The 25,282-nt window shown below is 56.9% G+C and carries 20 protein-coding genes; 15 read left to right on the forward strand and 5 right to left on the reverse strand.

What is annotated here, in order from left to right:
* The 4 genes from ES815_RS17360 (at position 1) to ES815_RS17375 (ending at position 3,225) form a co-directional block, all read left to right on the forward strand.
* A complete protein-coding gene (locus ES815_RS17360; RefSeq protein ID WP_142488921.1) occupies positions 1-1,230 on the forward strand; it encodes a winged helix-turn-helix domain-containing protein in 1,230 nt (409 codons plus the stop codon).
* Positions 1,231-1,275: 45 nt separating this feature from the next.
* Positions 1,276-1,458: a protein YcaR gene (gene ycaR, locus ES815_RS17365; RefSeq protein ID WP_039029479.1), complete on the forward strand. Its 183-nt coding sequence runs from the start codon at positions 1,276-1,278 to the stop codon at positions 1,456-1,458.
* Positions 1,455-2,201, forward strand: coding sequence for a 3-deoxy-manno-octulosonate cytidylyltransferase (kdsB, locus tag ES815_RS17370; protein ID WP_142488922.1), 747 nt, complete (start codon positions 1,455-1,457; stop codon positions 2,199-2,201). Before ycaR ends, kdsB begins: the two co-directional genes overlap by 4 nt.
* A 130-nt stretch (positions 2,202-2,331) precedes the next feature.
* Complete coding sequence (locus ES815_RS17375) at positions 2,332-3,225, forward strand: YcbJ family phosphotransferase (RefSeq protein WP_142488923.1); 894 nt, start codon at positions 2,332-2,334, stop codon at positions 3,223-3,225.
* Here ES815_RS17375 and elyC read toward each other — a convergent pair.
* Positions 3,202-3,981, reverse strand: coding sequence for an envelope biogenesis factor ElyC (gene elyC, locus ES815_RS17380; RefSeq protein ID WP_142488924.1), 780 nt, complete (start codon positions 3,979-3,981; stop codon positions 3,202-3,204). The two genes, ES815_RS17375 and elyC, sit on opposite strands and share 24 nt — an antisense overlap.
* A gap of 124 nt (positions 3,982-4,105) precedes the next feature.
* Here elyC and cmoM point away from each other — a divergent pair, with 124 nt between their 5' ends.
* From cmoM to ES815_RS17415, 7 genes are all read left to right on the forward strand, one after another.
* Entirely contained in the window at positions 4,106-4,891 is a 786-nt protein-coding gene (cmoM, locus tag ES815_RS17385) for a tRNA uridine 5-oxyacetic acid(34) methyltransferase CmoM (protein ID WP_142488925.1), read from the forward strand.
* Positions 4,888-6,210 (forward strand): chromosome partition protein MukF, encoded by a 1,323-nt coding sequence (mukF, locus tag ES815_RS17390; protein ID WP_142488926.1) that lies wholly within the window; start codon positions 4,888-4,890, stop codon positions 6,208-6,210. The genes cmoM and mukF overlap by 4 nt, the downstream gene beginning before the upstream one ends.
* Positions 6,191-6,895 carry a chromosome partition protein MukE gene (gene mukE, locus ES815_RS17395; RefSeq protein WP_142488927.1) on the forward strand — a complete coding sequence of 235 codons (705 nt, stop codon included), beginning with the start codon at positions 6,191-6,193 and terminating at the stop codon, positions 6,893-6,895. Before mukF ends, mukE begins: the two co-directional genes overlap by 20 nt.
* Positions 6,895-11,343 carry a chromosome partition protein MukB gene (gene mukB, locus ES815_RS17400; protein ID WP_142488928.1) on the forward strand — a complete coding sequence of 1,483 codons (4,449 nt, stop codon included), beginning with the start codon at positions 6,895-6,897 and terminating at the stop codon, positions 11,341-11,343. The genes mukE and mukB overlap by 1 nt, the downstream gene beginning before the upstream one ends.
* Positions 11,344-11,526: 183 nt before the next feature.
* The gene (gene ldtD, locus ES815_RS17405; RefSeq protein WP_142488929.1) at positions 11,527-13,353 is read left to right on the forward strand and encodes a L,D-transpeptidase; all 1,827 of its coding nucleotides are present in this window, start codon (positions 11,527-11,529) and stop codon (positions 13,351-13,353) included.
* Between the two features lie 177 nt (positions 13,354-13,530).
* A complete protein-coding gene (locus ES815_RS17410) occupies positions 13,531-14,079 on the forward strand; it encodes a YcbK family protein (protein ID WP_142488930.1) in 549 nt (182 codons plus the stop codon).
* Positions 14,080-14,098: 19 nt separating this feature from the next.
* Positions 14,099-14,746 carry an MBL fold metallo-hydrolase gene (locus tag ES815_RS17415; RefSeq protein WP_142488931.1) on the forward strand — a complete coding sequence of 216 codons (648 nt, stop codon included), beginning with the start codon at positions 14,099-14,101 and terminating at the stop codon, positions 14,744-14,746.
* 117 nt (positions 14,747-14,863) lie between these two features.
* Here the strand turns inward: ES815_RS17415 and ES815_RS17420 are convergent, their stop codons facing one another.
* From ES815_RS17420 to ES815_RS17435, 4 genes are all read right to left on the reverse strand, one after another.
* Positions 14,864-16,054: an amino acid aminotransferase gene (locus ES815_RS17420; RefSeq protein WP_142488932.1), complete on the reverse strand. Its 1,191-nt coding sequence runs from the start codon at positions 16,052-16,054 to the stop codon at positions 14,864-14,866.
* Positions 16,055-16,238: 184 nt separating this feature from the next.
* A complete protein-coding gene (locus tag ES815_RS17425) occupies positions 16,239-17,321 on the reverse strand; it encodes a porin (protein WP_285131210.1) in 1,083 nt (360 codons plus the stop codon).
* A 606-nt stretch (positions 17,322-17,927) separates the two neighbouring features.
* The gene (gene asnS / locus ES815_RS17430; RefSeq protein WP_142488933.1) at positions 17,928-19,328 is read right to left on the reverse strand and encodes an asparagine--tRNA ligase; all 1,401 of its coding nucleotides are present in this window, start codon (positions 19,326-19,328) and stop codon (positions 17,928-17,930) included.
* Between the two features lie 175 nt (positions 19,329-19,503).
* Entirely contained in the window at positions 19,504-19,965 is a 462-nt protein-coding gene (locus tag ES815_RS17435; RefSeq protein WP_142488934.1) for an Lrp/AsnC family transcriptional regulator, read from the reverse strand.
* Positions 19,966-20,172: 207 nt separating this feature from the next.
* Between ES815_RS17435 and dpaL the strand changes: the two genes are divergently transcribed.
* From dpaL to ES815_RS17455, 4 genes are all read left to right on the forward strand, one after another.
* Positions 20,173-21,387: a diaminopropionate ammonia-lyase gene (gene dpaL / locus ES815_RS17440; RefSeq protein WP_142488935.1), complete on the forward strand. Its 1,215-nt coding sequence runs from the start codon at positions 20,173-20,175 to the stop codon at positions 21,385-21,387.
* A gap of 117 nt (positions 21,388-21,504) precedes the next feature.
* Positions 21,505-22,791: an aromatic amino acid transport family protein gene (locus tag ES815_RS17445; protein WP_142488936.1), complete on the forward strand. Its 1,287-nt coding sequence runs from the start codon at positions 21,505-21,507 to the stop codon at positions 22,789-22,791.
* A 23-nt stretch (positions 22,792-22,814) separates the two neighbouring features.
* A complete protein-coding gene (locus ES815_RS17450) occupies positions 22,815-24,053 on the forward strand; it encodes a Zn-dependent hydrolase (protein WP_142488937.1) in 1,239 nt (412 codons plus the stop codon).
* A gap of 18 nt (positions 24,054-24,071) precedes the next feature.
* Positions 24,072-25,235: a M20 aminoacylase family protein gene (locus ES815_RS17455; protein WP_142488938.1), complete on the forward strand. Its 1,164-nt coding sequence runs from the start codon at positions 24,072-24,074 to the stop codon at positions 25,233-25,235.
* Positions 25,236-25,282: the final 47 nt, after the last annotated feature.

The raw sequence follows: 25,282 nt of genomic DNA on the forward strand, positions 1-25,282 counted from the left end.
ATGGCTTTACCGCAACTCACGCTTTCAGCCGCACGTCATCTTCATCTTGCCGCGCAGGGGCTTTTGAAAAAGCCCCGCCGCCGCGCGCAGCCCGCCGATATTCTTACCACCATCCAGCGCATGTCGCTGCTGCAGATCGACACCATCAATATCGTCGCCCGCAGCCCGTATCTGGTCCTGTTCAGCCGTCTCGGTCACTATCAGCCCGAATGGCTGGATAATGCCCTGCGTCAGGGCGAGCTGATGGAGTACTGGGCGCACGAGGCGTGCTTCCTGCCGCGCAGCGATTTTGCCCTGGTGCGTCACCGGATGCTCTCCCCCGACAACATGGGCTGGAAATACCGTCAGGCCTGGATGCAGGAGCACGCGGAGGAGATTGACCAGCTGATCGCCCATATCCATGAAAAGGGTCCGGTACGTTCCGCCGATTTTGAACACCCCCGTAAAGGGGCCAGCGGATGGTGGGAGTGGAAGCCGCACAAACGCCATCTTGAGGGGCTGTTTACCGCCGGGAAAGTGATGGTGGTCGAAAGGCGTAATTTCCAGCGCGTTTACGATCTCACCCATCGGGTGATGCCGGAGTGGGATGACAGCCGGGATATGCTGACCCAGGCGGCGGCCGAAGCCGTGATGCTGGAAAACAGCGCCCGTAGCTTAGGCATTTTTCGCCCCCGGTGGTTAGCCGATTATTATCGCCTGCGCCAGCCGGCGCTGGCTCCGCTGCTTGAACGCTGGCAGGCGCAGCAGCAGGTGGTGCGCGTCGAGGTGGAGTCTCTGGGAGAGATGTGGCTGCATGTCGATCTGCTGCCGCTGCTTCCTCTCGCCGAAGAGGGAAAACTCACCGCCACCCACAGTGCCGTCCTGTCGCCGTTTGATCCGGTGGTCTGGGATCGCAAGCGTGCCGAGCAGCTGTTTAATTTCAGCTACCGGCTGGAGTGTTATACCCCAGCCCCGAAACGCCAGTACGGCTATTTCGTCCTGCCGCTGCTGCACAAAGGACAGCTGGTCGGGCGGATGGATGCCAAAATGCACCGCAAAACCGGTGAGCTGCAAATTATCGCCCTTTATCTGGAAGAGGGCGTCCGGGTCAGCGCCGCACTGGAGAAGGGGATCACCGCCGCCATCAGCGATTTTGCGGGCTGGCAAGGGGCAACACGGATCGCGCTGGGCCATCTTCCCGACGGACTTTTTGCCGCCTGTCGAAGTGGCTGGGAAATAGACGCGGTCTGAAAAAGGAATATGGTAAGCTTTACCGATCATTGATACGGAGGAACTATGGATCACCGTTTACTGGAAATTATTGCCTGCCCGGTGTGCAACGGCAAACTCTACTACAGCCAGGATAAGCAGGAGTTAATCTGCAAACTGGACAGCCTTGCCTTCCCCCTGCGCGACGGCATTCCCGTCCTGCTGGAAACCGAAGCCCGTTCGCTGGCGGCAGAAGAGAGCAAACCATGAGTTTTGTTGTCATTATTCCGGCGCGCTTCGCCTCCACGCGTCTGCCGGGTAAACCGCTGGTCGACATCAACGGTAAGCCGATGATTGTCCATGTGCTGGAGCGTGCGCGCGAGTCCGGCGCTGAACGGATTATTGTCGCCACCGATCACGACGACGTGGCGCGTGCGGTTGAAGCGGCGGGTGGCGAAGTGTGCATGACCCGCGCCGATCACCAGTCCGGTACCGAGCGTCTGGCGGAAGTGGTTGAGAAATGCGGTTTCAGCGACGACACGGTGATTGTCAACGTGCAGGGCGATGAGCCGATGATCCCGGCGGTCATTATTCGCCAGGTGGCAGAGAACCTCGCCCAGCGTCAGGTGGGCATGGCGACGCTGGCCGTGCCGGTGCACAGTGCCGAAGAGGCGTTCAACCCCAACGCCGTGAAAGTGGTGCTGGACGGCGAAGGCTACGCGCTCTATTTCTCCCGCGCGACTATCCCGTGGGATCGCGATCGCTTTGCAGCCTCCCGCGATGAGATTGGCGACAGTATCCTGCGTCATCTGGGTATTTATGGCTATCGCGCCGGCTTTATTCGCCGTTACGTAACCTGGCAGCCGAGCCCGCTGGAGAACATCGAGATGCTCGAGCAGCTGCGCGTGCTGTGGTACGGCGAGAAGATCCATGTTGCCGTCGCGCAGGAAGTCCCTGGTACAGGCGTTGATACGCCAGAGGATCTCGCCCGCGTTCGCGCCGAGCTTCGTTAATCCCCGTCATCCCCTCATCCGGGGGGATGCTTTTCTTCCGAATTTCTTCATCAGAATCGCCTCACAAGAGTGACATCCGCCCGCCACGCGCTCATTATAAAAGCAGTAGTCTTAATGGGGGTAATATCAAATGGAACAGCTGCGTGTTGAGCTCAGCCATCTGCTGGGTGAAAAACTGAGCCGCCTGGAATGCGTGCATGAAAAGGCGGATACCACCCTGTGGTCGTTATATGACAGCCATGGAAACCCCATGCCGTTACTGGCGCGAAGCTTCTCTTCACCGGATGTTGCCCGACAGCTGGCGTGGAAAATCTCCATGCTGGCACGCAGCGGTACGGTCAGAATGCCGACCGTATATGGCGTAATGACCCACGAAGAGCATCCGGGCCCTGACGTCCTGCTGCTTGAGCGCCTGCGCGGTGTCCCGGTTGAAGCACCGGCCCGCACGCCGGAACGCTGGGAACAGCTGAAAGACCAGATTGTTGAAGCGCTGCTGGCCTGGCACCGGATGGATAGTGGAGGATTAGTCGGTGCGGTGGACAGCACTCAGGAGAACCTCTGGCCGCTCTGGTATCGCCAGCGGGTCGAGGTCCTGTGGGGAACGCTGAATCAGTATCACAACACCGGCCTGACCATGCAGGACAAACGGATCCTGTTTCGGACCCGTGAATGTCTGCCCGCCCTGTTTGAAGGCTTCAACGACAACAGCGTGCTCATCCACGGCAACTTTACCCTGCGCAGTATGCTCAAGGATCCGCGCAGCGATCAGCTGCTGGCAATGGTTGGGCCAGGGGTGATGCTATGGGCCCCGCGGGAGTACGAACTGTTTCGGCTCAGCGAGAGCGGGCTCGCTGAGGATCTCCTCTGGTACTATCTGCAGCGGGCGCCGGTCTCAGAGTCCTTCCTCTGGCGGCGCTGGCTGTATATGTTGTGGGACGAAGTGGCGCAGCTGGTGAATACCGGGCGCTTTAACCGCGCTAACGTCGATCTGGCGTCGAAATCACTCCTCCCGTGGCTCGCCTGACAGGCCTTTCAGCCATTGCCAGACGCGCCCCAGCGTCTCGTAGCCAACACGATCGCTGTGCATCAGCCAGACCGGGGACGGAATAATCCGTTCCCAGGGGTTGAGCGGAGCGCTAATCGCCAGCTGGTTGGCCGGGGCAGGCAGCGGGTGCAGACCCTCGCGTTCAAAGAAGATCATCGCCCGCGGCAGATGTGAGGCGGAGGTCACCAGCAGGAACGGGGCATCGCCGATCGCCTGCTTCACCGCTGCGGCTTCCTCTTCGGTATCTTTTGGGCTATCGAGGGTGATAATGGCCTCGCGCGGCACCCCCAGCGACTGGGCCACGCGTGCACCTGCTTCTGCCGTGCTCACCGGATTGCTTTGCGCCGCCGCGCCGGTGAAGATCATCTTCGAACCGGGATTGGCCAGCCACAGACGCATCCCTTCATTGAGTCGCGGCAGGCTGTTGTTGATGAGATTCGAACTGGGTGCCCAGTCAGGATCCCAGGTGTAACCCCCGCCGAGTACCACGATGTACGCAACCTTCTGTTTTCCCTGCCAGGTGGGGTACTTATTTTCTACCGGACGTAATAGCCCGTCCGCCACCGGCTGCAGACTCAGCAGCAGCAGTACCAGCCAGCCTGCCGTCGCAAAAATTTTGCCGGTTTTCTGGAAGCGGCTGAACCACAACAACCCCAGGCCCAGCGCGATACACAGCAGAAGAAGAGGGAGGGGAAGCATCATGCCGCCAATATATTTTTTTAGGGTAAAAAGCATCCTTTCTGGCTCCTTTTTTGACCATACAGCTGAGGATTGTCAGCGATATTACACCAGAGAGGTTCATTCTCCGCCCGGCTGTGACAAAATAGCGGTTTTGTTGTTAGCGGGTGGAGCTCTCCCAATGCGGGATCGCAATTTTGATGACATCGCGGAAAAGTTTGCCCGCAATATTTATGGCACGACCAAGGGCCAGCTGCGTCAAACGATCCTCTGGCAGGATCTGGACATCCTCCTCGCCCGCTTTGGCTCAAAAAAGTTGCGCGTTCTCGACGCTGGCGGCGGTGAAGGTCAGACGGCGATAAAAATGGCCGAGCGCGGACACCATGTCATCCTGTGCGACCTGTCGGCAGAGATGATCGCCCGTGCCGAAAGCGCCGCGGCACAGAAAGGTGTGAGCGATAACATGCAATTTATACATTGCGCCGCTCAGGACATCGCTCAACATTTGGAAAGCCCGGTTGATCTGATATTGTCTCATGCGGTGCTGGAGTGGGTGGCCGATCCCCAGGCGCTGTTGCAGACGCTGTGGTCGATACTCTGCCCCGGCGGTGCGCTGTCGCTGATGTTCTACAACGCCAACGGCCTGCTAATGCGTAACGTGCTGGTGGGCAATTTCGGCTACGTGCAGCAGGGCATGTACAAAAAGAAACGGCGCACGCTTTCACCGGACTTTCCGCGCGATCCGCAGCAGGTCTATGGCTGGCTGGAAGCGATGGGCTGGCAGATCGCCGGGAAAACCGGCATCAGGGTGTTTCACGATTATCTGCGTGATAAACAAAAGCAGCATGAGTGCTTTGACGCCCTGACAGAATTAGAGACGCGGTACTGTCGCCAGGAACCCTGGATCAGCCTTGGCCGTTACATACACGTCACCGCGCACAAGCCGCAGAGCAAGGATAACTTATGAGTGAATTTTCCCAGACAGTCCCCGAACTGGTTGCCTGGGCCCGAAAAAACGATTTCTCCCTCTCGCTGCCGGTAGACAGACTCTCTTTTCTGCTGGCGGTGGCTACGCTGAACAGCGAACGAATGGATGGAGAAATGAGCGAGGGCGAACTGGTGGATGCGTTCCGCCATGTCAGTGATGCGTTTGAGCAAACCAGCGAAACCATTAATGTGCGTGCCAATAACGCGATTAACGATATGGTGCGTCAACGTCTGCTGAACCGCTTTACCAGCGAGCTGGCGGAAGGGAATGCCATCTATCGCCTGACGCCGCTGGGCATTGGTATCACCGACTACTACATTCGCCAGCGCGAATTCTCGACCCTGCGCCTCTCTATGCAGCTCTCTATTGTGGCGGGCGAACTGAAGCGTGCGGCCGATGCCGCTGACGAGAACGGCGACGAGTTCCACTGGCACCGCAACGTCTACGCGCCGCTGAAATATTCGGTGGCCGAGATTTTCGACAGCATCGATCTGACCCAGCGCATCATGGATGAGCAGCAGCAGCTGGTCAAAGACGATATCGCCCAACTGCTGAACAAAGACTGGCGGGCGGCGATTTCCAGCTGCGAAATGCTGCTGTCAGAAACCTCCGGCACCCTGCGCGAACTGCAGGATACGCTCGAAGCCGCGGGGGACAAGCTGCAGGCTAACCTGCTGCGCATTCAGGATGCGACGCTGGCCCATGACAACCTGCATTTTGTCGATCGTCTGGTTTTCGATCTGCAAAGCAAACTCGACCGCATTATCAGCTGGGGCCAGCAGGCAATCGACCTGTGGATCGGCTATGACCGCCACGTGCATAAATTTATCCGTACCGCCATTGATATGGATAAAAACCGCGTCTTTGCCCAGCGCCTGCGCCAGTCGGTCCAGACCTACTTCGATGCGCCATGGGCGCTGACCTACGCCAGTGCCGACCGTCTGCTCGATATGCGTGACGAAGAGATGAGCCTGCGTGACGAAGAGGTGACCGGCGAACTGCCGGCAGACCTGGAATATGAAGAATTTAACGAAATACGGGAACAGCTTGCGGCGATGATCGAGGAGCAGCTGGCGATCTTCAAAGCCAAAAACACACCACTCGATCTCGGTCTGGTGGTGCGGGACTACCTCGCACAATACCCGCGTGCGCGCCATTTCGATATTGCCCGCATCGTGGTCGATCAGGCGGTACGCCTGGGCGTCGCGCAAGCAGATTTCACCGGCCTGCCGCCGAAGTGGCAGCCGATTAACGATTACGGAGCCAAGGTACAGGCGCATGTCATTGACAAATATTGAACACGTGATGCCAGTTAAGCTGGCCCAGGCGCTGGCAAATCCGATCTTTCCGGCGCTGGACAGCCAGCTGCGTGCCGGTCGTCACATTGGTCTCGACGAGCTGGATAATCACGCCTTTTTGATGGATTTTCAGGAGTACCTGGAAGAGTTTTACGCCCGCTATAACGTGGAGCTGATCCGCGCCCCGGAAGGCTTCTTCTACCTGCGCCCGCGCTCCACCACGCTTATTCCGCGCTCGGTGCTGTCCGAGCTGGACATGATGGTCGGCAAAATTCTCTGCTACCTCTATCTCAGCCCGGAGCGTCTGGCTAATGAAGGCATCTTCACCCAGCAGGAGCTCTATGACGAGCTGCTGACGCTGGCGGACGAAGGCAAACTGCTGAAGCTGGTGAACAACCGCTCTACCGGTTCCGACGTGGACCGTCAGAAGTTACAGGAAAAAGTGCGCTCCTCCCTGAACCGCCTGCGTCGTCTGGGCATGGTGTGGTTTATGGGGCATGACAGCAGTAAATTCCGCATCACGGAATCGGTATTCCGCTTCGGCGCCGACGTGCGCGTGGGCGATGACGCCCGTGAAGCGCAGCTGCGCATGATCCGCGATGGCGAAGCGATGCCGGTGGAAAACCATCTGCAGCTCAATGATGAGCATGAAGACAATCAGCCGGATAGCGGGGAGGAAGAGTAATGATTGAACGCGGTAAATTTCGCTCACTGACGCTGATTAACTGGAACGGTTTCTTTGCCCGCACCTTTGATCTCGATGAGCTGGTGACCACGCTCTCGGGCGGTAACGGGGCAGGGAAATCCACCACCATGGCGGCGTTCGTCACCGCCCTGATCCCGGATCTGACGCTGCTGCACTTCCGTAACACCACCGAAGCCGGTGCCACCAGTGGCTCCCGCGATAAGGGTCTGCACGGTAAGCTGAAGGCGGGTGTCTGTTACTCCGTGCTGGACGTGATCAACTCCCGTCACCAGCGCGTGGTCGTTGGCGTGCGTCTGCAACAGGTCGCTGGACGTGACCGTAAGGTGGACATCAAGCCGTTCGCCATTCAGGGGCTGCCCACCTCCGTTCAGCCAACCTCGCTGTTAACGGAAACCCTCAACGAGCGCCAGGCGCGCGTGCTGACGCTTCAGGAGCTGAAAGACAAGCTGGAAGCCATCGAAGGCGTGCAGTTTAAGCAGTTCAATTCCATTACCGAATACCACTCGCTGATGTTCGATCTGGGCGTGGTCGCGCGTCGTCTGCGCTCGGCGTCGGATCGTAGTAAGTACTATCGCCTGATTGAAGCCTCGTTGTACGGCGGGATCTCCAGCGCCATTACTCGCTCCCTGCGCGACTACCTGTTGCCGGAGAACAGCGGCGTGCGCAAAGCCTTCCAGGACATGGAAGCGGCGCTGCGGGAAAACCGCATGACGCTGGAAGCGATTCGCGTCACCCAGTCGGATCGCGATCTGTTTAAGCATCTGATCAGCGAAGCCACCAACTATGTGGCCGCCGACTATATGCGCCACGCCAACGAGCGCCGCATCCATCTGGATCAGGCTCTTGAGTATCGCCGCGAGCTGTTTACCTCGCGCCAGCAGCTGGCGTCCGAGCAGTACAAGCACGTCGAGATGGCGCGTGAGTTGTCCGAGCATAACGGGGCGGAAGGGGATCTGGAGGCCGATTACCAGGCCGCCAGCGATCACCTGAACCTGGTGCAGACCGCGCTGCGCCAGCAGGAAAAAATTGAGCGCTACGAAGCAGATCTCGATGAACTGCAAATTCGTCTGGAAGAGCAGAACGAAGTGGTGGCCGAAGCCGCCGACAAGCAGGAAGAGAACGAAGGCCGCGCCGAAGCCGCCGAACTGGAAGTGGATGAGCTGAAAAGCCAGCTTGCCGACTATCAGCAGGCGCTGGACGTCCAGCAGACCCGCGCCATTCAGTACAACCAGGCGTTGCAGGCCCTGCAGCGCGCAAAAGATCTCTGCCATCTGCCGGATCTGACCCCGGAGAGCGCCGATCAATGGCTGGAAACCTTCCAGGCTAAAGAGCAGGAAGCGACCGAGAAGCTGCTCAACCTCGACCAGAAGATGAGCGTGGCGCAAACCGCCCACAGCCAGTTTGAGCAGGCTTACCAGCTGGTGGCGGCTATTAACGGCCCACTGGCGCGCGGCGAGGCGTGGGAAGTGGCCCGCGAGCTGCTGCGTGACGGCGTCAATCAGCGTCATCAGGCGGAACAGGTTCAGCCGCTGCGTATGCGTCTGAACGAGCTGGAGCAACGCCTGCGCGAACAGCAGGAGGCGGAACGTCTGCTGGCTGAATTCTGCAAGCGTCAGGGCAAACGGGTCGATATTGACGATCTCGAGTCCCTGCATCAGGAGCTGGAAGCCCGCATCGCGTCGCTGTCTGACAGCGTCTCCAGCGCCAGCGAACAACGCATGGCGTTGCGCCAGGAGCTGGAGCAGCTGCAGTCGCGTATTCAGACGCTGATGCTGCGCGCGCCGATCTGGCTGGCAGCCCAGAGCAGCCTTAGCCAGCTCAGCGAGCAGTGTGGGGAGGAGTTCGAATCCAGCCAGGACGTTACGGAGTACCTCCAGCAGCTGCTGGAGCGTGAACGCGAAGCGATTGTTGAGCGTGATGAAGTGGGCGCGCGCAAACGCGCGGTCGACGAAGAAATTGAGCGTTTAAGCCAGCCGGGCGGTGCAGAAGACGCGCGCCTGAACACCCTGGCAGAGCGTTTTGGCGGCGTGCTGCTGTCCGAAATCTACGACGACGTCAGCCTCGAAGATGCGCCTTACTACTCTGCGCTGTATGGCCCGTCCCGCCACGCTATCGTGGTGCCGGATCTCTCCCTGATTGCTGACCAGCTCGAAGGGCTGGAAGATTGTCCGGAAGATCTCTATCTGATCGAAGGGGATCCGCAGTCGTTCGATGACAGCGTCTTTGGCGTCGACGAGCTGGAAAAAGCGGTGGTGGTGAAAATCGCCGACCGCCAGTGGCGTTATTCGCGCTTCCCGTCGCTGCCGCTGTTTGGCCGTGCCGCGCGTGAAAGCCGCATTGAAAGTCTGCACACCGAGCGCGAGGCGCTCTCCGAACGCTTTGCCACGCTCTCTTTCGATGTGCAGAAAACCCAGCGTCTGCACCAGGCGTTCAGCCGCTTTATCGGTAGCCATCTGGCCGTCGCATTTGAAGCCGATCCGGAAGCGGAGATCCGCAAGTTCACCACCCGTCGTACCGAGCTTGAACGCGCGCTGTCCGCCCACGAGAACGACAACCAGCAGAGCCGCGTCCAGTTCGAGCAGGCCAAAGAGGGCGTCGCTGCCCTGAACCGTATTCTGCCGCGCCTCAACCTGCTGGCGGATGACACCCTTGCCGATCGGGTGGATGAGATCCAGGAGCGTCTCGACGAAGCACAGGAAGCCGCGCGCTTCGTGCAGCAGTACGGCAATCAGCTGGCGAAGCTCGAACCGATGCTCTCCGTCCTGCAGAGCGACCCGGAGCAGTTCGAACAGCTGAAAGAAGATTATGCCTGGTCGCAACAGGTTCAGCGCGAAGCCCGTCAGCAGGCCTTTGCCCTGACCGAAGTGGCCCAGCGTCGGGCGCACTTCAGCTACTCCGACTCGGCGGAAATGTTGAACGGCAACAGCGATCTGAACGAGAAACTGCGTCAGCGTCTGGAGCAGGCAGAAGCGGAACGTACCCGCGCCCGTGAAGCGATGCGTAGCCATGCCGCGCAGCTGAGCCAGTACAGCCAGGTGCTGGCGTCGCTGAAAAGCTCGTTTGATACCAAGAAAGAGCTGCTGACCGACCTGCACAAAGAGCTGCAGGATATCGGCGTACGTGCCGATAGCGGCGCAGAGGAGCGGGCGCGTATTCGTCGCGACGAACTGCATGCCCAGCTCAGCAACAACCGCGCGCGCCGCAACCAGCTGGAAAAAGCGCTGACCTTCTGCGAAGCGGAGATGGATAACCTCACCCGTCGTCTGCGCAAGCTGGAACGCGACTACCACGAGAAGCGCGAGCAGGTGGTTACCGCCAAAGCGGGCTGGTGTGCCGTGATGCGAATGGTGAAAGACAACGGGGTTGAACGTCGTCTGCACCGCCGCGAGCTGGCCTATCTTTCCGGAGATGAGCTGCGCTCTATGTCGGATAAGGCGCTCGGTGCGCTGCGTCTGGCGGTGGCGGATAACGAACACCTGCGCGATGTCCTGCGCATGTCGGAAGATCCGAAACGCCCTGAGCGCAAAATTCAGTTCTTTGTGGCGGTCTATCAGCACCTGCGCGAGCGTATCCGCCAGGACATCATCCGTACCGACGATCCGGTCGAAGCCATCGAACAAATGGAGATCGAGCTGGGCCGTCTGACGGAAGAGCTGACTTCCCGCGAGCAGAAGCTGGCAATCAGCTCCCGCAGCGTGGCGAATATTATCCGCAAGACGATTCAGCGCGAGCAGAACCGTATCCGCCAGCTGAACCAGGGCCTGCAAAGCGTATCGTTCGGCCAGGTTAACAGCGTACGACTGAACGTCAACGTGCGTGAAGCCCACGCCACGCTGCTGGACGTACTGGCTGAGCAGCACGAGCAGCATCAGGATCTGTTCAACAGCAACCGCCTGACCTTCTCCGAAGCGCTGGCGAAGCTGTATCAGCGTCTGAACCCGCAGATCGACATGGGCCAGCGCACGCCGCAAACCATCGGTGAGGAGCTGCTGGACTACCGCAACTATCTGGAGATGGAAGTGGAAGTTAACCGTGGTTCCGACGGCTGGCTGCGTGCGGAATCCGGCGCCCTGTCGACCGGGGAAGCGATCGGTACCGGGATGTCGATTCTGGTGATGGTGGTGCAGAGCTGGGAGGATGAATCCCGGCGTCTGCGCGGCAAGGATATCTCTCCATGCCGCCTGCTGTTCCTCGATGAAGCGGCGCGTCTGGATGCCCGTTCGATCGCCACGCTGTTTGAGCTGTGCGACCGTCTGGATATGCAGCTGATTATCGCGGCGCCGGAGAACATCAGTCCGGAGAAAGGTACCACCTATAAACTGGTGCGTAAGGTCTACCAGAACAGCGAGCACGTTCACGTTGTCGGCCTGCGCGGCTTTGCCCCGCAGCCGCCTGAATCTCTCCCGGGGACGGCTGACGCCTCCTGATGAATCTGAAAGTGAACCATGGCGGCCCCCGGGCCGCCTTTTTTTATTCCTTGAGCTTGTACTGGCGGCTGCGTTAACTTTAAACTTCTTTACATAAGGCAAGGCTGGTGCCGGTCTGTCTTCCTATAATGAAATGAAGCCCCGGTGATGAGGGCGCGACGTAAAGCAAACAGGGGGCAAGGGATGTTGCTGAATAAAATGTATGGTCGTCAGCTGTCGGCGCTAAGTTTGTGCCTGACGGTAGTAGTGGCTCCACTGTTTTCTGCCCGGGCCGATGAGCCCGAACTGGTTCCTGTCGACAGCTCCGCCACCATGGGCGCGCAGCCTACGTCGCTGTCACAACCGCTGGAACAATCGCCAGCCACCGCCATTATGGCCGGTATCCGACCGCTGCCGCCTGCCGATGTCACAGCGGAACAACGCCGCGAGCAGCTACTATCAGCTCTGCCGGCGGGTTACTCCCCGGTCTATCTCAATCAGCTTACGCTGCTGTATGCCGCACGCGACATGAAACCCATGTGGGACGATCGCGATGCCGTGCGGGCGTTCCAGCAACAGCTTGCTGAAGTCGCTATCGCCGGTTTCCAGCCGCAGTTTACCGCCTGGGTGGAACTGCTGACCCAGCCTGCGATAACCGGAATGGCGCGGGACGTGGTCCTGTCGGATGCGATGATGGGCTATCTGCAGTTTGTGGCGGGGATCCCGGTCAACGGTAACCGCTGGCTCTACAGCACCAAACCCTACAAGATGGCGACGCCGCCGCTGTCGGTCATCAACCAGTGGCAGCTGGCGCTGGATAACGGGACGGTACCGAATTTTATTGCCGGACTTGCACCGACGCATCCGCAGTATGCGGTGATGCACCAGTCGCTGCTGCAGCTGGTGGCCGATACGCAACCCTGGCCACAGCTGCAGGGAACCGCCAAACTGAGTCCGGGGCAGTGGAGCAGCGACGTTCCGGCCCTGCGCGAAATCCTGAAACGCTCCGGCGTGATTGACGGTGGGCCGAAAATTGCCCTGCCGGGTGACGATCCGCAAAGCGCGGTTGTCAGCCCGTCAGCCCCGCCGGTTGAGAAGAAAACGAAGCCCGTATCCAGCAAGCCGGCCTCCTATGACCGTAGCCTTGTTGAGGCGGTCAAAGCCTTCCAGACCACCCAGGGGCTGGGCGCGGATGGCGTGATCGGCCCGGCAACGCGTGACGCGCTGAATCTCACCCCTGCCCAGCGTGCCGGCGTGCTGGCGCTGAATATCCAGCGTCTGCGCCTGCTGCCGGGAACGCTCTCCACCGGCATTATGGTGAATATCCCGGCCTTTTCGCTGGTCTATTATCAGAACGGCAATGAAGTGCTGGCATCGAGAGTGATTGTCGGTCGTCCGGATCGCAAAACGCCGATGATGAGCAGCGCGCTAAATAACGTGGTGGTCAACCCGCCGTGGAACGTGCCGCCGACGCTGGCGCGCAAAGACATTCTGCCGAAACTGTGGGATGACCCGGGATATCTTGAGCGCCACAACTATACCGTCCTGCGGGGCTGGAACAGTAAAGAGGCTATCGATCCGTGGCGGGTAGACTGGGCGACCATTACGCCAGCGAATCTGCCGTTCCGTTTCCAGCAGGCTCCCGGGGCGCATAACTCTCTGGGGCGTTATAAATTCAATATGCCGAGTTCGGACGCTATCTATCTGCACGATACGCCTAACCACAACCTGTTCCAGAAAGATGCTCGTGCGCTCAGCTCCGGCTGCGTGCGTGTAAACAAGGCGTCAGAACTGGCTAACATGCTGTTACAGGATGCAGGCTGGAACGACACACGAATCTCCGACGCGCTGAAGCAGGGCGACACGCGTTATGTGAATATCCGCCAAAATATTCCGGTTAATCTGTACTATCTGACCGCATTCGTGGGTAAGGACGGCCGGACCCAGTATCGTACAGATATTTACAATTATGATGAGATTGCCCGATCGAACACTCAGATTCTGCCCAAGGCAGAGCAATTGATCAGGTAAATGAAGAAGTTCGGAAAATTCTGGTAGCCTGAGGAAGAAAAAGAAACGGGGCTTGCGGCTGCAAGCCCCGTATTTCCTGGTTTTGCTGCCTTGACGCTGACAGGTTTGCCCGGTAATGTGCCCTTCGTGCGCTGTATTGCATTTATACGATAACACTGACCTGTAGACCTGATTACCATGGATAAATTCGACGCTAATCGCCGTAAGTTGCTGGCGTTAGGGGGCATTGCGCTGGGCGCTGCCATCTTACCGACGCCATCATTTGCCACGCTCTCTACCCCACGACCACGCATTTTGACGCTTAATAACCTGCATACAGGTGAGTCAATAAAAGCCGAGTTTTTTGATGGCCGGGGCTATATTCAGGATGAATTAGCAAAGCTTAATCATTTTTTCCGTGATTTCCGCGCAAATAAGATTAAAGCCATCGATCCAGGATTATTCGATCAGCTTTACCGCCTGCAGGGCCTGCTGGGAACCCGTAAACCGGTCCAGCTTATCTCTGGTTACCGCTCCCTTGATACCAATAACGAATTACGCGCCCGCAGCCGTGGAGTTGCTAAAAAAAGTTATCACACCAAAGGGCAAGCGATGGATTTTCATATTGAAGGCGTTTCGTTAGCCAATGTTCGCAAAGCTGCGTTATCTATGCGCGCAGGTGGTGTAGGATATTACCCACGTAGCAACTTTGTGCATATTGATACCGGGCCACTGCGGCACTGGTAATAACGAAATCAGGAGCAGTATGAACTATCGTATTATTCCGGTCACCGCGTTCTCCCAGAACTGTTCGATTATCTGGTGCGAACAAACCAAACTGGCCGCCCTGGTCGACCCGGGTGGTGATGCAGAGAAGATCAAACAGGAAGTCGCCGCCGCTGGCGTGACCTTAATGCAGATTTTACTCACCCACGGTCATCTCGATCACGTGGGGGCTGCGGCCGAGCTGGCGCAACACTACGGTGTACCGATCGTGGGTCCGGAAAAAGAAGATGAGTTCTGGCTGCAGGGATTGCCGGCACAAAGCCGCATGTTTGGTCTGGATGAGTGTCTGCCGCTGACGCCGGATCGCTGGCTGAACGAAGGTGAAACCGTCAGCGTCGGCAATGTGACCTTACAGGTGTTGCATTGCCCGGGCCATACGCCAGGCCACATTGTCTTCTTTGATGACCAGTCCCGCTTGCTGATTTCCGGCGACGTGATCTTTAAAGGCGGAGTAGGGCGCAGTGATTTCCCGCGTGGCGATCACGGTCAGCTGATTCGCTCGATTAAAGAGAAGTTATTGCCGCTGGGGGATGATGTGACCTTTATCTCCGGCCATGGCCCAATGTCGACGCTGGGCTACGAGCGGCTGCACAACCCGTTCCTGCAGGATGAAATGCCTGTCTGGTAACGAACAATAAAAAAAGCCTGCTTTAAGCAGGCTTTTTTTTGCCCGGCGGCGCTACGCTTGCGCGGGCCTACGTGGCTTTTGTAGGTCGGGTAAGCGCAAGCGCCACCCGACAGTTTTTTACAGCACAGCCACAATCGCTTCGCACAGCGGCGCCATGTTATCCGGCGTCATACCCGCCACGTTAACACGACCGGAAGCCACCGCGTACACGCCAAACTCTTCACGCAGACGCAGAACCTGCTCTTTGGTCAGGCCGCTGAATGAGAACATGCCGTTCTGCTTGATGATGAAGCTAAAGTCGCGATCTGCGCCTTTTTCCGCCAGGGTGTTAACGAACAGCAGGCGCATGCGCTGAATACGCTGACGCATGTCGTTCAGTTCCTGTTCCCAGATGGCGCGCAGCGCGTCGTTGCTGAGAATGGTTGCCACTACAGACGCACCGTGAGCCGGTGGGTTGGAGTAGTTAGCACGAATAACGGATTTCATCTGGCTGAACGCACGATCGACGGTCTGCTCGTCGGCAGCCACCAGCGTACAGGCGCCTACGCGCTCATTGTACAGACCGAAGTTCTTGGAGTAGGAGCTGGCAACAATCAGCTCTTTATGCAGTGCAGCGAACGCACGCAGGCCTTCAGCATCTTCTTCCAGACCACGGGCAAAGCCCTGGTAGGCGAAGTCAAACAGCGGCAGCCAGCCTTTTTCGACGGACAGTTTCGCCAGCTGTTCCCACTGTTCCAGCGTCGGATCGATGCCGGTTGGGTTATGGCAGCAGCCGTGGAACAGGACCACATCGCCCGCCTGCGCTTCGCTCAGGCTTGCCAGCAGACCGTCAAAGTCGAGAGCATGATTAGCCGCGTCGTAGTAAGCGTATTCACGCACTTCCAGACCGGCAGAGTTGAAGACGCTCTTATGGTTCGGCCAGCTTGGGTTGCTCACCCAGACGGTTTTTACGCTGGTATTTTTGGCGAGGAAATCCCCCGCCACGCGCAGGGCACCGGTACCGCCAGGGGTCTGTGCGGTGCGGGCACGTTTATCGCTGATAATCGCGTTGCCTTTGCCGAACAGCAGCTCCTGAGTGCAACGACCAAATTCCGGGATGCCGTCGATGCCGAGGTAGTTTTTGGTATTTTCGTTTTCCAGCAGATACTGCTCAGCTTTTTTAACGCTGGTCAGTACCGGGGTCTTGCCGGTCTCATCTTTATAGACACCAATACCCAGGTTGATTTTTCCAGGGCGGTCATCGGCACGAAACAGATCGGCCAGGCCCAGAATCGGGTCGGCAGGGGCGGCGGTAATGTTCTCAAACATGACGAAGTTCCATTGTGGTTACGGAAGTGAAATCCGCTATCAGGTTAACGATAGTTCTACAAAATGCCAACCGTTTGCTACAAAAAGCGTGCGGCTTTTCAAAAGTCGCCATTTTTAGCTTTCGGGCATAAAAAAACAGGGCCGAAGCCCTGTTTTTTAGACATATAACAAAGTGGTGTACTGATTAGAACTGGTATACCAGACCCAGAACGTAGGTGTCGTCTGTTGCCAGCTTAACGCTGCTGGTGTAGCTATTGTCATCCAGCAGGTTGAAGCGGTATGCACCGTACACGTTCATGTTCTTGTTGAAGTAGTACCATGAGCCCACTTCTACGTATTTCACCAGGTCAGCATCGCCACCGTTGAAGGTGCCACGTGCAGCCAGGTCTTTACCTTTGGACTGAACGTAACCCACGGATGGACGCAGGCCGAAATCGAACTGGTACTGAACCACAGCTTCGAAGTTCTGGGTTTTGTTGGCGAACGTATCATCGTTTTCACGAGTCATGTTGTTTGATTCGCCGTACATAACCGCAGCGTACAGGTTGTTGGCATCATACTTAGCAGATGTTGCCCAACCTTCAGCGCGAGAACCCTGGCCATCAGCTTCTTGACCGTTAGTACGGTCAGAGTTGGTGTATGCCGCGGTGACGTTGAAGCCATCCAGGAAGTCATAGCCTAAAGAGTAGCTGTTGCCGTCGCCGTTCTGGCGCTCAACGCCGTGACCGTTAACGTTTTTGCCCTGGTATTGCAGACCCAGAGACAGGCCATCAACCAGGCCGAAGAAGTTGGAGTTACGATAGGTCGCAACGCCAGTGGTACGGCAGGTCATGAAGTTGTCGGTCTGGCACAGGGTGTCGCCGCCGTATTCAACCAGCATATCGGTAGATGCCAGCGCATCATAGAACACGCCATAGTTACGGCCGTAGTCGAATGAGCCGTAGTCGCCCGCTTTCAGACCTGCGAAGGCCAGACGGGTTCTGGTGTCCTGAGAACCTTCAGCTTTGCTTGCGTTCAGGTTGTATTCCCACTGACCGTAACCAGCCAGTTGGTCATTTACCTGAGTTTCGCCCTTGAAGCCAATACGAGCATAAGAGTCGTCAGCGCTGTTGTTGTCGCCGCCAGATTTATCCCAGATGTGTTTACCAACAACTTTGCCGTACAGATCCAGTTTGTTGGCGTTTTTGTTATAGATCTCAGCAGCGTTAGCTGCACCGGCTACCAGCAGAGCAGGGATAACCACTGCCAGGATATTGCGCTTCATCATTATTTATTACCCTCATTTGTTTTTTTATGACACTCGCCACTGCCGCCAATAAATTTCGTCAATAAATATTTCCGGAACTATTGATGAGAGTTTGGTGTCTTTATGTGTCTGACAGGCATCTTTCCATTCAAATTACCGTTTCGCCACCCTGAAAGTGCTACAAACATCAAGATACAGTTACAAAAAGAAAATATGTGTAACAAAACATGTATTTTAAGGAACTTTGTGAACTATCTCAAACTTCAGAGTTGAGTGGCGAAAATTAAACCTTTCTCTTTTCTATCTATATGAATTACTTATCATAATTTTATCTAATGACTTTTTTTATGCTGCGAACCATTTGCACACTGTTTTTCTTATTTCTGTAAATGGACTTCTGGATAGCCAGTTTTTTGGTTGAAAATTGTGCTAAAGCTTGAGAGGTGTATTAGGCGCAATAAGACTATGGTTTATTTTTTGTGCAAAGATATTTCATAGAAATAAAGCGTAACAGTGGAGAGGATCTTGCGGGGTTGCTCTTTAAGGATAATGACTTTCGACTGACATAAGTTGACAGTGCAGGATAAAATAATGGCCAGCATATGCTGGCCATTAAATGTTAATAAATCAGAAGGTGGCGCTGCGCGGGGTACGCGGGAATGGGATCACATCACGCACGTTCTGTACGCCGGTCACGTAAGCGATCAGACGTTCGAAGCCGAGACCGAAACCGGAGTGCGGAACGGTGCCGTAACGACGTAAATCGCGGTACCACCAGTAGTCCTCTTTGTTGAGGCGCATCTCAGCCATACGCGCATCCAGCACATCCAGACGCTCTTCACGCTGAGAACCACCGATGATTTCACCGATGCCCGGGGCAAGTACGTCCATCGCGGCAACGGTTTTACCGTCTTCGTTAAGGCGCATATAGAACGCCTTAATGTCTTTCGGATAGTTTTTCACGACCACCGGGGCTTTGAAGTGTTTCTCGGCGAGATAGCGTTCGTGCTCGGAGGAGAGGTCAACACCCCAGTACACCGGATTCTCGAATTTCTGGCCGCAGTTTTCGAGAATGGTCACCGCATCGGTGTAATCCACCTGCGCAAAATCAGCAGAGACGAAACGCTCCAGACGGGAGATAGCATCGCTGTCCACGCGCTCGGCGAAGAACTTCATGTCATCTGCGCGCTCGGTCAGTACGGCATTAAAGACGTACTTCAGCATCGCTTCCGCCAGGCCAGCCACGTCGTCGAGGTTGGCAAAGGCCACTTCCGGCTCCAGCATCCAGAACTCCGCCAGGTGGCGGCTGGTGTTGGAGTTTTCAGCGCGGAAGGTTGGGCCGAAGGTGTAAATTTTGGACAGTGCGCAGGCGTAGGTTTCGCCGTTCAGCTGGCCAGATACGGTCAGGAAGGACTCTTTACCAAAGAAATCTTTGTCATAGTCCACTTTGCCTTCCGGCGTGCGCGGCAGGTTTTCCATGTCCAGCGTGGAGACGCGGAACATCTCGCCAGCGCCTTCGGTGTCGGAGGCGGTGATCAGCGGGGTGGAGACCCAGAAGTAACCCTGCTCGTCAAAGAAACGGTGCAGCGCCTGAGCGAGGGTGTGACGGACACGGGCAACGGCGCCAATCATGTTGGTACGCGGGCGCAGGTGAGCCACTTCACGCAGATACTCAATGCTGTGACGTTTTGCCGCCATCGGGTAAGTATCCGGATCTTCAACCCAGCCGGTCACTTCAATCGAGGTGGCCTGCAGTTCATAGCTCTGACCCTGGCCCTGAGAGGCCACGATTTTGCCGGTGACGACCACGGAACAGCCGGTGGTCAGACGCAGCACTTCCTGATTGTAATTGGGCAGAGAATTATTAATAACGGCCTGTACAGGATCAAAGCAGGAACCGTCATAAACGGCGAGGAATGAAAAGCCAGCTTTTGAATCTCGGCGGGTACGCACCCATCCGCGCACGGTGACTTCGCTGTCAACGGTAACGCGGCCCTGGAGTACGTCGGCTACAGGCACAACGCTCATAATAGTCTCTCTATGTAGTCCAAAAATAAAATCTGTATCCCCTTCAATGGGGGGATATCTATGTTACCTGTCATCTTCCATCAGACAAGTAGAATTCGCATATGAAAGAGCGGATTTCGGAAATAATAATGGTGCGGACAGATTCATTACCCTCTGCCATTGCCTTTCACGCAAACTATTCAATCACCACCGTCATCTCCTGCTTGGCATTTTGCATCGAAACGATGGTGCGGAAGGACTTAATGTTCCCCGAGGCGAAGAACAGCTCGCGGGTCAGCCCTTCGTATTCCGCCATATCGCGCACGTTAATCACCAGCAGAAAATCAAAATCTCCGGTGACGTAATACACCTGCTGCACCTGCGGACAATTCACGAACCGCTGCTTATCTTCCTCCAGCAAATCCAGGCGTTCGTTCTCAATGGTGACCTGAGCCATGATGGTGATCGGGCGGCCCACCTTGCTGGCGTCCACCACGCTGACGCTGCCCTTGATAATGCCTGCCTCCTCCAGCGCGGCGATCCGCCTGTTGACCGCCGAGGCAGACAGGCTGACGCGATCGGCAATTTCCCGCTGCGAGAGGCGATTCGTCTGCTGTAAAAGCGTGAGGATTTTTTTATCCCAGGTATCCAGTTTCATCGTGTTGGCAGCCTTTAAACAGTGTGATCGGCCTCACTAATGCAATTTTGTTGCATTGATGAGGTAAATAAGGGCGGAAATTGCGCAATAGTGGGCAATTTTGCGCCATTTGCGCATCGGGCGAAGTGTACCATCACTATCACCGGGAAAGCGTTAAGTCGCTTCAAATAGCCAGCCCACGCGATTTCACACAATAAAGGTGCACTTATGACGGACAGGATTAATTTTCATTTTAACGCCCGACGCAAAGCCTATGGCAAGGGGGTGAGCCTCAGCTTGCTCAATGAGCAGGTCGGAGGCGAAGTACTTGCTTTTCATCAAAAATTTCCCGCTTATCAGGTGACGCCGCTGCGCCGGCTGGACCACTTAAGCCAACGTCTGGGGCTGGGGTCGTTACATGTTAAGGATGAAGCCCAGCGATTCGGCCTCAATGCCTTTAAAGGGCTTGGGGGGTCTTATGCCATGGGGAAATATCTCGCCGACCTGCTTGGACGCGACATTAATACCCTGAGTTTCGCCGACCTTAACTCAGCGGAAATAAAAGCCCGCATTAAGGATATTGTCTTTGTCACCGCCACCGATGGTAATCATGGACGCGGTGTCGCCTGGGCGGCAGAGCAGCTCGGCCTGCGGGCGGTGGTTTATATGCCAAAAGGTTCTTCGCCGGTGCGGGCGCAGAATATTCGCCAGCACGGCGCCGAATGCACCATCACCGATCTCAACTACGACGATACCGTGCGGCTGGCCGACAAAGCGGCCCGCGAGCAGGGTTGGGTGCTGCTGCAGGATACGGCCTGGCAGGGCTATGAGCAGATCCCCACCTGGATTATGCAGGGCTATATGACCCTTGCCGTTGAAGCCTGGGAACAGCTGCGGCAAAGCGGCACGCCGTTACCGACGCACCTCTTTTTACAGGCCGGCGTGGGGTCATTCGCGGGCAGCATCATGGGCTATTTTGTCGAGAAGATGCAGCATCAGGCGCCGACGATCGTCATTGTGGAACCGCATCAGGCGAACTGCCTGTATCGCTCGGTGGTCATCAATGACGGACAACCGCATAGCGTGGGGGGCGATATGGCCACCCTGATGGCCGGGCTGGCCTGTGGGGAACCGAATATTACCAGCTGGCCGATGCTGCGCGACCACGCCACCTGTTTTATCTCTGCCGACGATCGCCTTGCCGCCAACGGCATGCGCCTGCTTGCCGCGCCGCGCCCCGGTACCGATGAGCCCTTTATTTCCGGGGAGTCTGGTGCTATCGGTGCCGGGGTGCTGCATGCCCTGATGACCCAACCGGAACATCGCGAACTGGCCGAATCCCTGCGCCTCAATGCCGATGTCCACGTCCTGTTAATCAGCACAGAAGGAGACACCTCCCCGGACATCTATGAAGAGATCGTCTGGTTTGGCCGTAACGGTTAATCGCCCCCGGTAATAGCAAGAGGGTCATTTTACCTACCCTACAGGCCCTCGGTATGGCACGCGTTCTGACAATAAAACATACGCGGTATCGCGTAATGCACAGAGAGAACATGACCGATGAATAGTGAAAATGCTGTTACAGAAAGAGGATGTAATCCCGCAAAATGGCATAGCGAAGATACCGTCTGGGTACTTGGCCTTTTCGGAACGGCAATTGGCGCCGGAGTGCTGTTTCTGCCGATAAACGCCGGAATTGGCGGCTTCTGGCCACTGCTGATCGTTTTCGTCCTCGCCTTTCCCATTACCTATCTGGCACACCGCGGGCTGGCGCGATTTATTTACTCGTCGACTACCCCGGAAAGCACCATTACCGATGCGATAGGGGAGCATTTCGGCGCGCTGGCCGGGAAGGTATTTACCGTTATCTATTTCTTCGCCGTCTATACCATTCTGATTATGTATGCGGTGGCGATAACCAATACCGCGCAGAGTTTTATCACGCATCAACTGGGAATGGCGGAGCCGCCGCGGGCGCTGGTGGCTATAGGACTGATCCTCGGGCTGATGTTTATCGTCCGGCTGGGGCAGCGGTTGATCATGCGGGTGATGAGCGCGCTGGTTTACCCCTTTATTCTCTCGCTTATTTTTATGGCGCTGTTTCTGATCCCTCACTGGAACGGAGCGATCCTGCATACCCTGAATCTCAGTACGGTGGGTGACGGGCACGGCATGTTATTGACCCTGTGGATGACATTTCCGGTGCTGGTGATGTCCTTTAACCACTATCCGATTATCTCCCCGATGGTGGTGCGCCAGAAGCAGCGCTACGGCCTGGCACTGGCCGAGCATAAATGCGGGCAGATCCAGCGCTACGGGATCCTGTTGATGACCCTGGTGGTACTGTTTTTCGTGCTGAGCTGCGTGTTAAGCCTGTCGCCGCAGCAGCTGGCGGAGGCAAAGAGGCAAAATCTCTCCATCCTCTCGTACCTCGCTAACCAGTTTGATACGCCGGTTATCGCCTGGCTGTCACCGATTATCGCCTTTGTCGCCATTACAAAATCCTTCCTCGGCCACTATATCGGGGCCTATGAATCGCTGCGCGATCTGATCGTTGAAACCGCCGGCGCGCGGGGTAAAAAACCGGCCATCCGCTCTGTTGACGCCGCGATCCTGATTTTTATGGTGCTGACCTGCTGGTTCGCCGCTTATAAAAACCCCAGCATCCTCGGCATTATTGAATACATCAGCGGCCCCACCGGGGCGGTGATCCTCCTGCTGTTACCCATGTACGCCATCCATAAATTACCCGCGCTGGCGCCGTACCGCGGCAAAGCCAGCAACGTTTTTGTCACCCTGATTGGGCTGATTACCGTATCCGCCATTTTTTACGGCATGTTCCAGTAACCACGATCAATAGCGAGATTTATATGCATCATTATCTACAGATTAACGGCCAACGGCTTATCGATTCTCTGTTCGCTCTTGGCGAATGCGGCGCGCTGGAGGGTGGGGGTGTCTGTCGCCTCGCGGCCACCGCAGAGGACAAAGCGGGCAGAGATTTTGTTGTCGCCAGAATGAAGGCCCTGGGGCTGGATATCAGTGTTGATGCGATCGGCAACGTTACCGGCGTGTATGCCGGGGAAGAGGCGCTGCCTATAGTCATGATGGGTTCGCATATTGATACCGTCGGCACCGGTGGCCTGTATGACGGCAACTATGGCGTCATGGCCGGGCTTGAGGTGATTGCCACGCTGCAGGAGGCGGGGCTCCGTGCCAGGCGTCCGCTGGCGGTCACCTTCTTTACTAATGAAGAGGGGGTGCGCTTCCAGCCCGATATGATGGGCAGCGTGGTGTTTGCCGGAGAATATCCGCTGGAGGCAGCGCTGGCGGCGAAAGATCGCGAGGGCATTACCCTTGACGAGGCGCTGCGGGCGATTGGTTACAGGGGCGAACGCAGGCCTGGCGATATGTCGGTGGATAGCTACGTCGAACTGCATATTGAGCAAGGGCCAATCCTCGACAAAGAGGGAACCGATATCGGTGTGGTTACCGGGGTGCAGGGGATCTCATGGCAGGAACTTACCCTGACGGGCGTCTCCAATCACGCCGGTACGACGCCGATGTCTATGCGTCACGATGCCGGTCTGGCGGCAGCAAAAATCGCCGTCTTTGTCCGTGAACTGGCGCTGAACCTCGGCGGCGATCAGGTCGCCACGGTGGGGCATATTAGCGTCAAACCCAATCTGATTAACGTCATTCCCAACCAGGTCGTGATGTCGGTGGATCTACGCAATACCGATAACGCGGTCTTAAAACTGGCCGAACAGCAGCTGGCGGACTTTATCGCCACAACGGCCCACGACGAAGGGGTAAAAATTACCAGCCGTTCGCTGGTACGTTTTAATCCGGTTATTTTTGCCGATGATATCGTCAACGCCGTGGAAGACGAGGCGAAGCGTCAGGGCCTGAGCGCACGACGGCTGCCGAGCGGCGCAGGCCACGATGCGCAGTTTATGGCCTCGGTGTGTCCGGCCGGGATGATCTTCGTCCCCTGCGTCGACGGCATCAGTCATAACGTCAACGAACATAGCGATCCCAAAGACCTGATTGCCGGTGCCAACGTGCTGCTGCAGGTGGTTTTACAGCGCGCCCAGCGCCCGGCTTAACCTTAACTGGAGATTATGATGAATCAGGAACAGCTCAAACAGCAGCTTACCGCATGGCGTCACCATCTGCATGCCAACCCGGAAAGCGCCTTTGAAGAGGTAAAAACCGCGCAGTTTATTGCCGAAAAACTCCAGAGCATGGGGATTGAGGTGCATCGTGACATTGGCAAAACCGGGCTGGTTGGGGTCCTGAAATGCGGGGAAGGTCAGGGCGTCATCGCGATCCGCGCCGACATCGACGCCATTCAACTGACGGAAAAGGGCGAGATGTCTTATCGCTCGGACACGCCGGAACGCATGCACGGCTGCGGTCACGACGGTCATACCTGTATTGCGCTGGGGGCGGCGCAGCTGCTGTTACAGCGGCAGAATTTCAACGGCACCGTCTGCTTTGTCTTCCAGCCAGCCGAGGAGCCGGGTTACGGTGCGAAGGCGATGATGGCGGACGGGGTTATCGAGCGCTTTGGCATTGAAGAGATTTATGGCCTGCACAATATGCCGGGCATGAAGGCCGGAACGATAGCCACCCGGGTTGGCGGCATTATGGCCAGCGAAGATAACTTTATTATTCGTATTACCGGCCAGGGGGCGCATGCCGCGCGACCGCACATGGCCAAAGATCCGCTGGTGATTGCGGCGGAGATTATTCTGGCCCTGCAAACCATCGTCTCGCGCAACGTCGATCCCAACGTCCCGGCGGTGATCTCCTGTACGGAGCTGCACACCGACGGCATCCGCAATGCCATTCCGACCCATGTCGAAATCAAAGGCGATACCCGCAGCGATTCCCCGGAGGTGCAGGCCCTGCTCGAGGAACGGATGCGCACCATCAGCGAAGCGATTTGCGCCATGCACGGGGCGCAGTGCGAATTTATTTACACCCATGAGTTCGCACCGACCGTGAACTGGCAGCAGTGTGTGGATGTGGCCGTGAACGCGGCGGTAAACGTGGTGGGCGCGGAGCGGGTGGAGGGCAACGTCGCGCCGATGATGATTTCCGAAGATTTCGGCGCTTTCCTGCAGCAGGTGCCCGGCTGCTTTGTCTTTTTAGGCAATGGCGATGCGTCGGACCCGCAGGGCAATACGCCGCTGCACAATGCCTGCTATGACTTCAACGATGAGATTTTACTGACCGGCGCGGAGTATTTTGCGGAGATCGTCAGAACCCGTCTGCCGCTGTAGAACAAGGAAATACAAAAGGGCCCCAGCAGGGGCCCTTTTTAGCGAAA

The organism is Leclercia adecarboxylata (assembly GCF_006874705.1).
In the GTDB taxonomy this organism is placed as follows: domain Bacteria; phylum Pseudomonadota; class Gammaproteobacteria; order Enterobacterales; family Enterobacteriaceae; genus Enterobacter; species Enterobacter adecarboxylatus_C.

Excerpts from the sequence above, each read along its gene's own strand:
- ES815_RS17360 (WP_142488921.1), top strand. The coding sequence starts at position 1 with ATGGCTTTACCGCAACTCACGCTTTCAGCCGCACGTCATCTTCATCTT.
- ycaR (WP_039029479.1), top strand. The coding sequence starts at position 1,276 with ATGGATCACCGTTTACTGGAAATTATTGCCTGCCCGGTGTGCAACGGC.
- kdsB (WP_142488922.1), top strand. The coding sequence starts at position 1,455 with ATGAGTTTTGTTGTCATTATTCCGGCGCGCTTCGCCTCCACGCGTCTG.
- ES815_RS17375 (WP_142488923.1), top strand. The coding sequence starts at position 2,332 with ATGGAACAGCTGCGTGTTGAGCTCAGCCATCTGCTGGGTGAAAAACTG.
- elyC (WP_142488924.1), bottom strand. The coding sequence starts at position 3,981 with ATGCTTTTTACCCTAAAAAAATATATTGGCGGCATGATGCTTCCCCTC.
- cmoM (WP_142488925.1), top strand. The coding sequence starts at position 4,106 with ATGCGGGATCGCAATTTTGATGACATCGCGGAAAAGTTTGCCCGCAAT.
- mukF (WP_142488926.1), top strand. The coding sequence starts at position 4,888 with ATGAGTGAATTTTCCCAGACAGTCCCCGAACTGGTTGCCTGGGCCCGA.
- mukE (WP_142488927.1), top strand. The coding sequence starts at position 6,191 with ATGTCATTGACAAATATTGAACACGTGATGCCAGTTAAGCTGGCCCAG.
- mukB (WP_142488928.1), top strand. The coding sequence starts at position 6,895 with ATGATTGAACGCGGTAAATTTCGCTCACTGACGCTGATTAACTGGAAC.
- ldtD (WP_142488929.1), top strand. The coding sequence starts at position 11,527 with ATGTTGCTGAATAAAATGTATGGTCGTCAGCTGTCGGCGCTAAGTTTG.
- ES815_RS17410 (WP_142488930.1), top strand. The coding sequence starts at position 13,531 with ATGGATAAATTCGACGCTAATCGCCGTAAGTTGCTGGCGTTAGGGGGC.
- ES815_RS17415 (WP_142488931.1), top strand. The coding sequence starts at position 14,099 with ATGAACTATCGTATTATTCCGGTCACCGCGTTCTCCCAGAACTGTTCG.
- ES815_RS17420 (WP_142488932.1), bottom strand. The coding sequence starts at position 16,054 with ATGTTTGAGAACATTACCGCCGCCCCTGCCGACCCGATTCTGGGCCTG.
- ES815_RS17425 (WP_285131210.1), bottom strand. The coding sequence starts at position 17,321 with ATGATGAAGCGCAATATCCTGGCAGTGGTTATCCCTGCTCTGCTGGTA.
- asnS (WP_142488933.1), bottom strand. The coding sequence starts at position 19,328 with ATGAGCGTTGTGCCTGTAGCCGACGTACTCCAGGGCCGCGTTACCGTT.
- ES815_RS17435 (WP_142488934.1), bottom strand. The coding sequence starts at position 19,965 with ATGAAACTGGATACCTGGGATAAAAAAATCCTCACGCTTTTACAGCAG.
- dpaL (WP_142488935.1), top strand. The coding sequence starts at position 20,173 with ATGACGGACAGGATTAATTTTCATTTTAACGCCCGACGCAAAGCCTAT.
- ES815_RS17445 (WP_142488936.1), top strand. The coding sequence starts at position 21,505 with ATGAATAGTGAAAATGCTGTTACAGAAAGAGGATGTAATCCCGCAAAA.
- ES815_RS17450 (WP_142488937.1), top strand. The coding sequence starts at position 22,815 with ATGCATCATTATCTACAGATTAACGGCCAACGGCTTATCGATTCTCTG.
- ES815_RS17455 (WP_142488938.1), top strand. The coding sequence starts at position 24,072 with ATGAATCAGGAACAGCTCAAACAGCAGCTTACCGCATGGCGTCACCAT.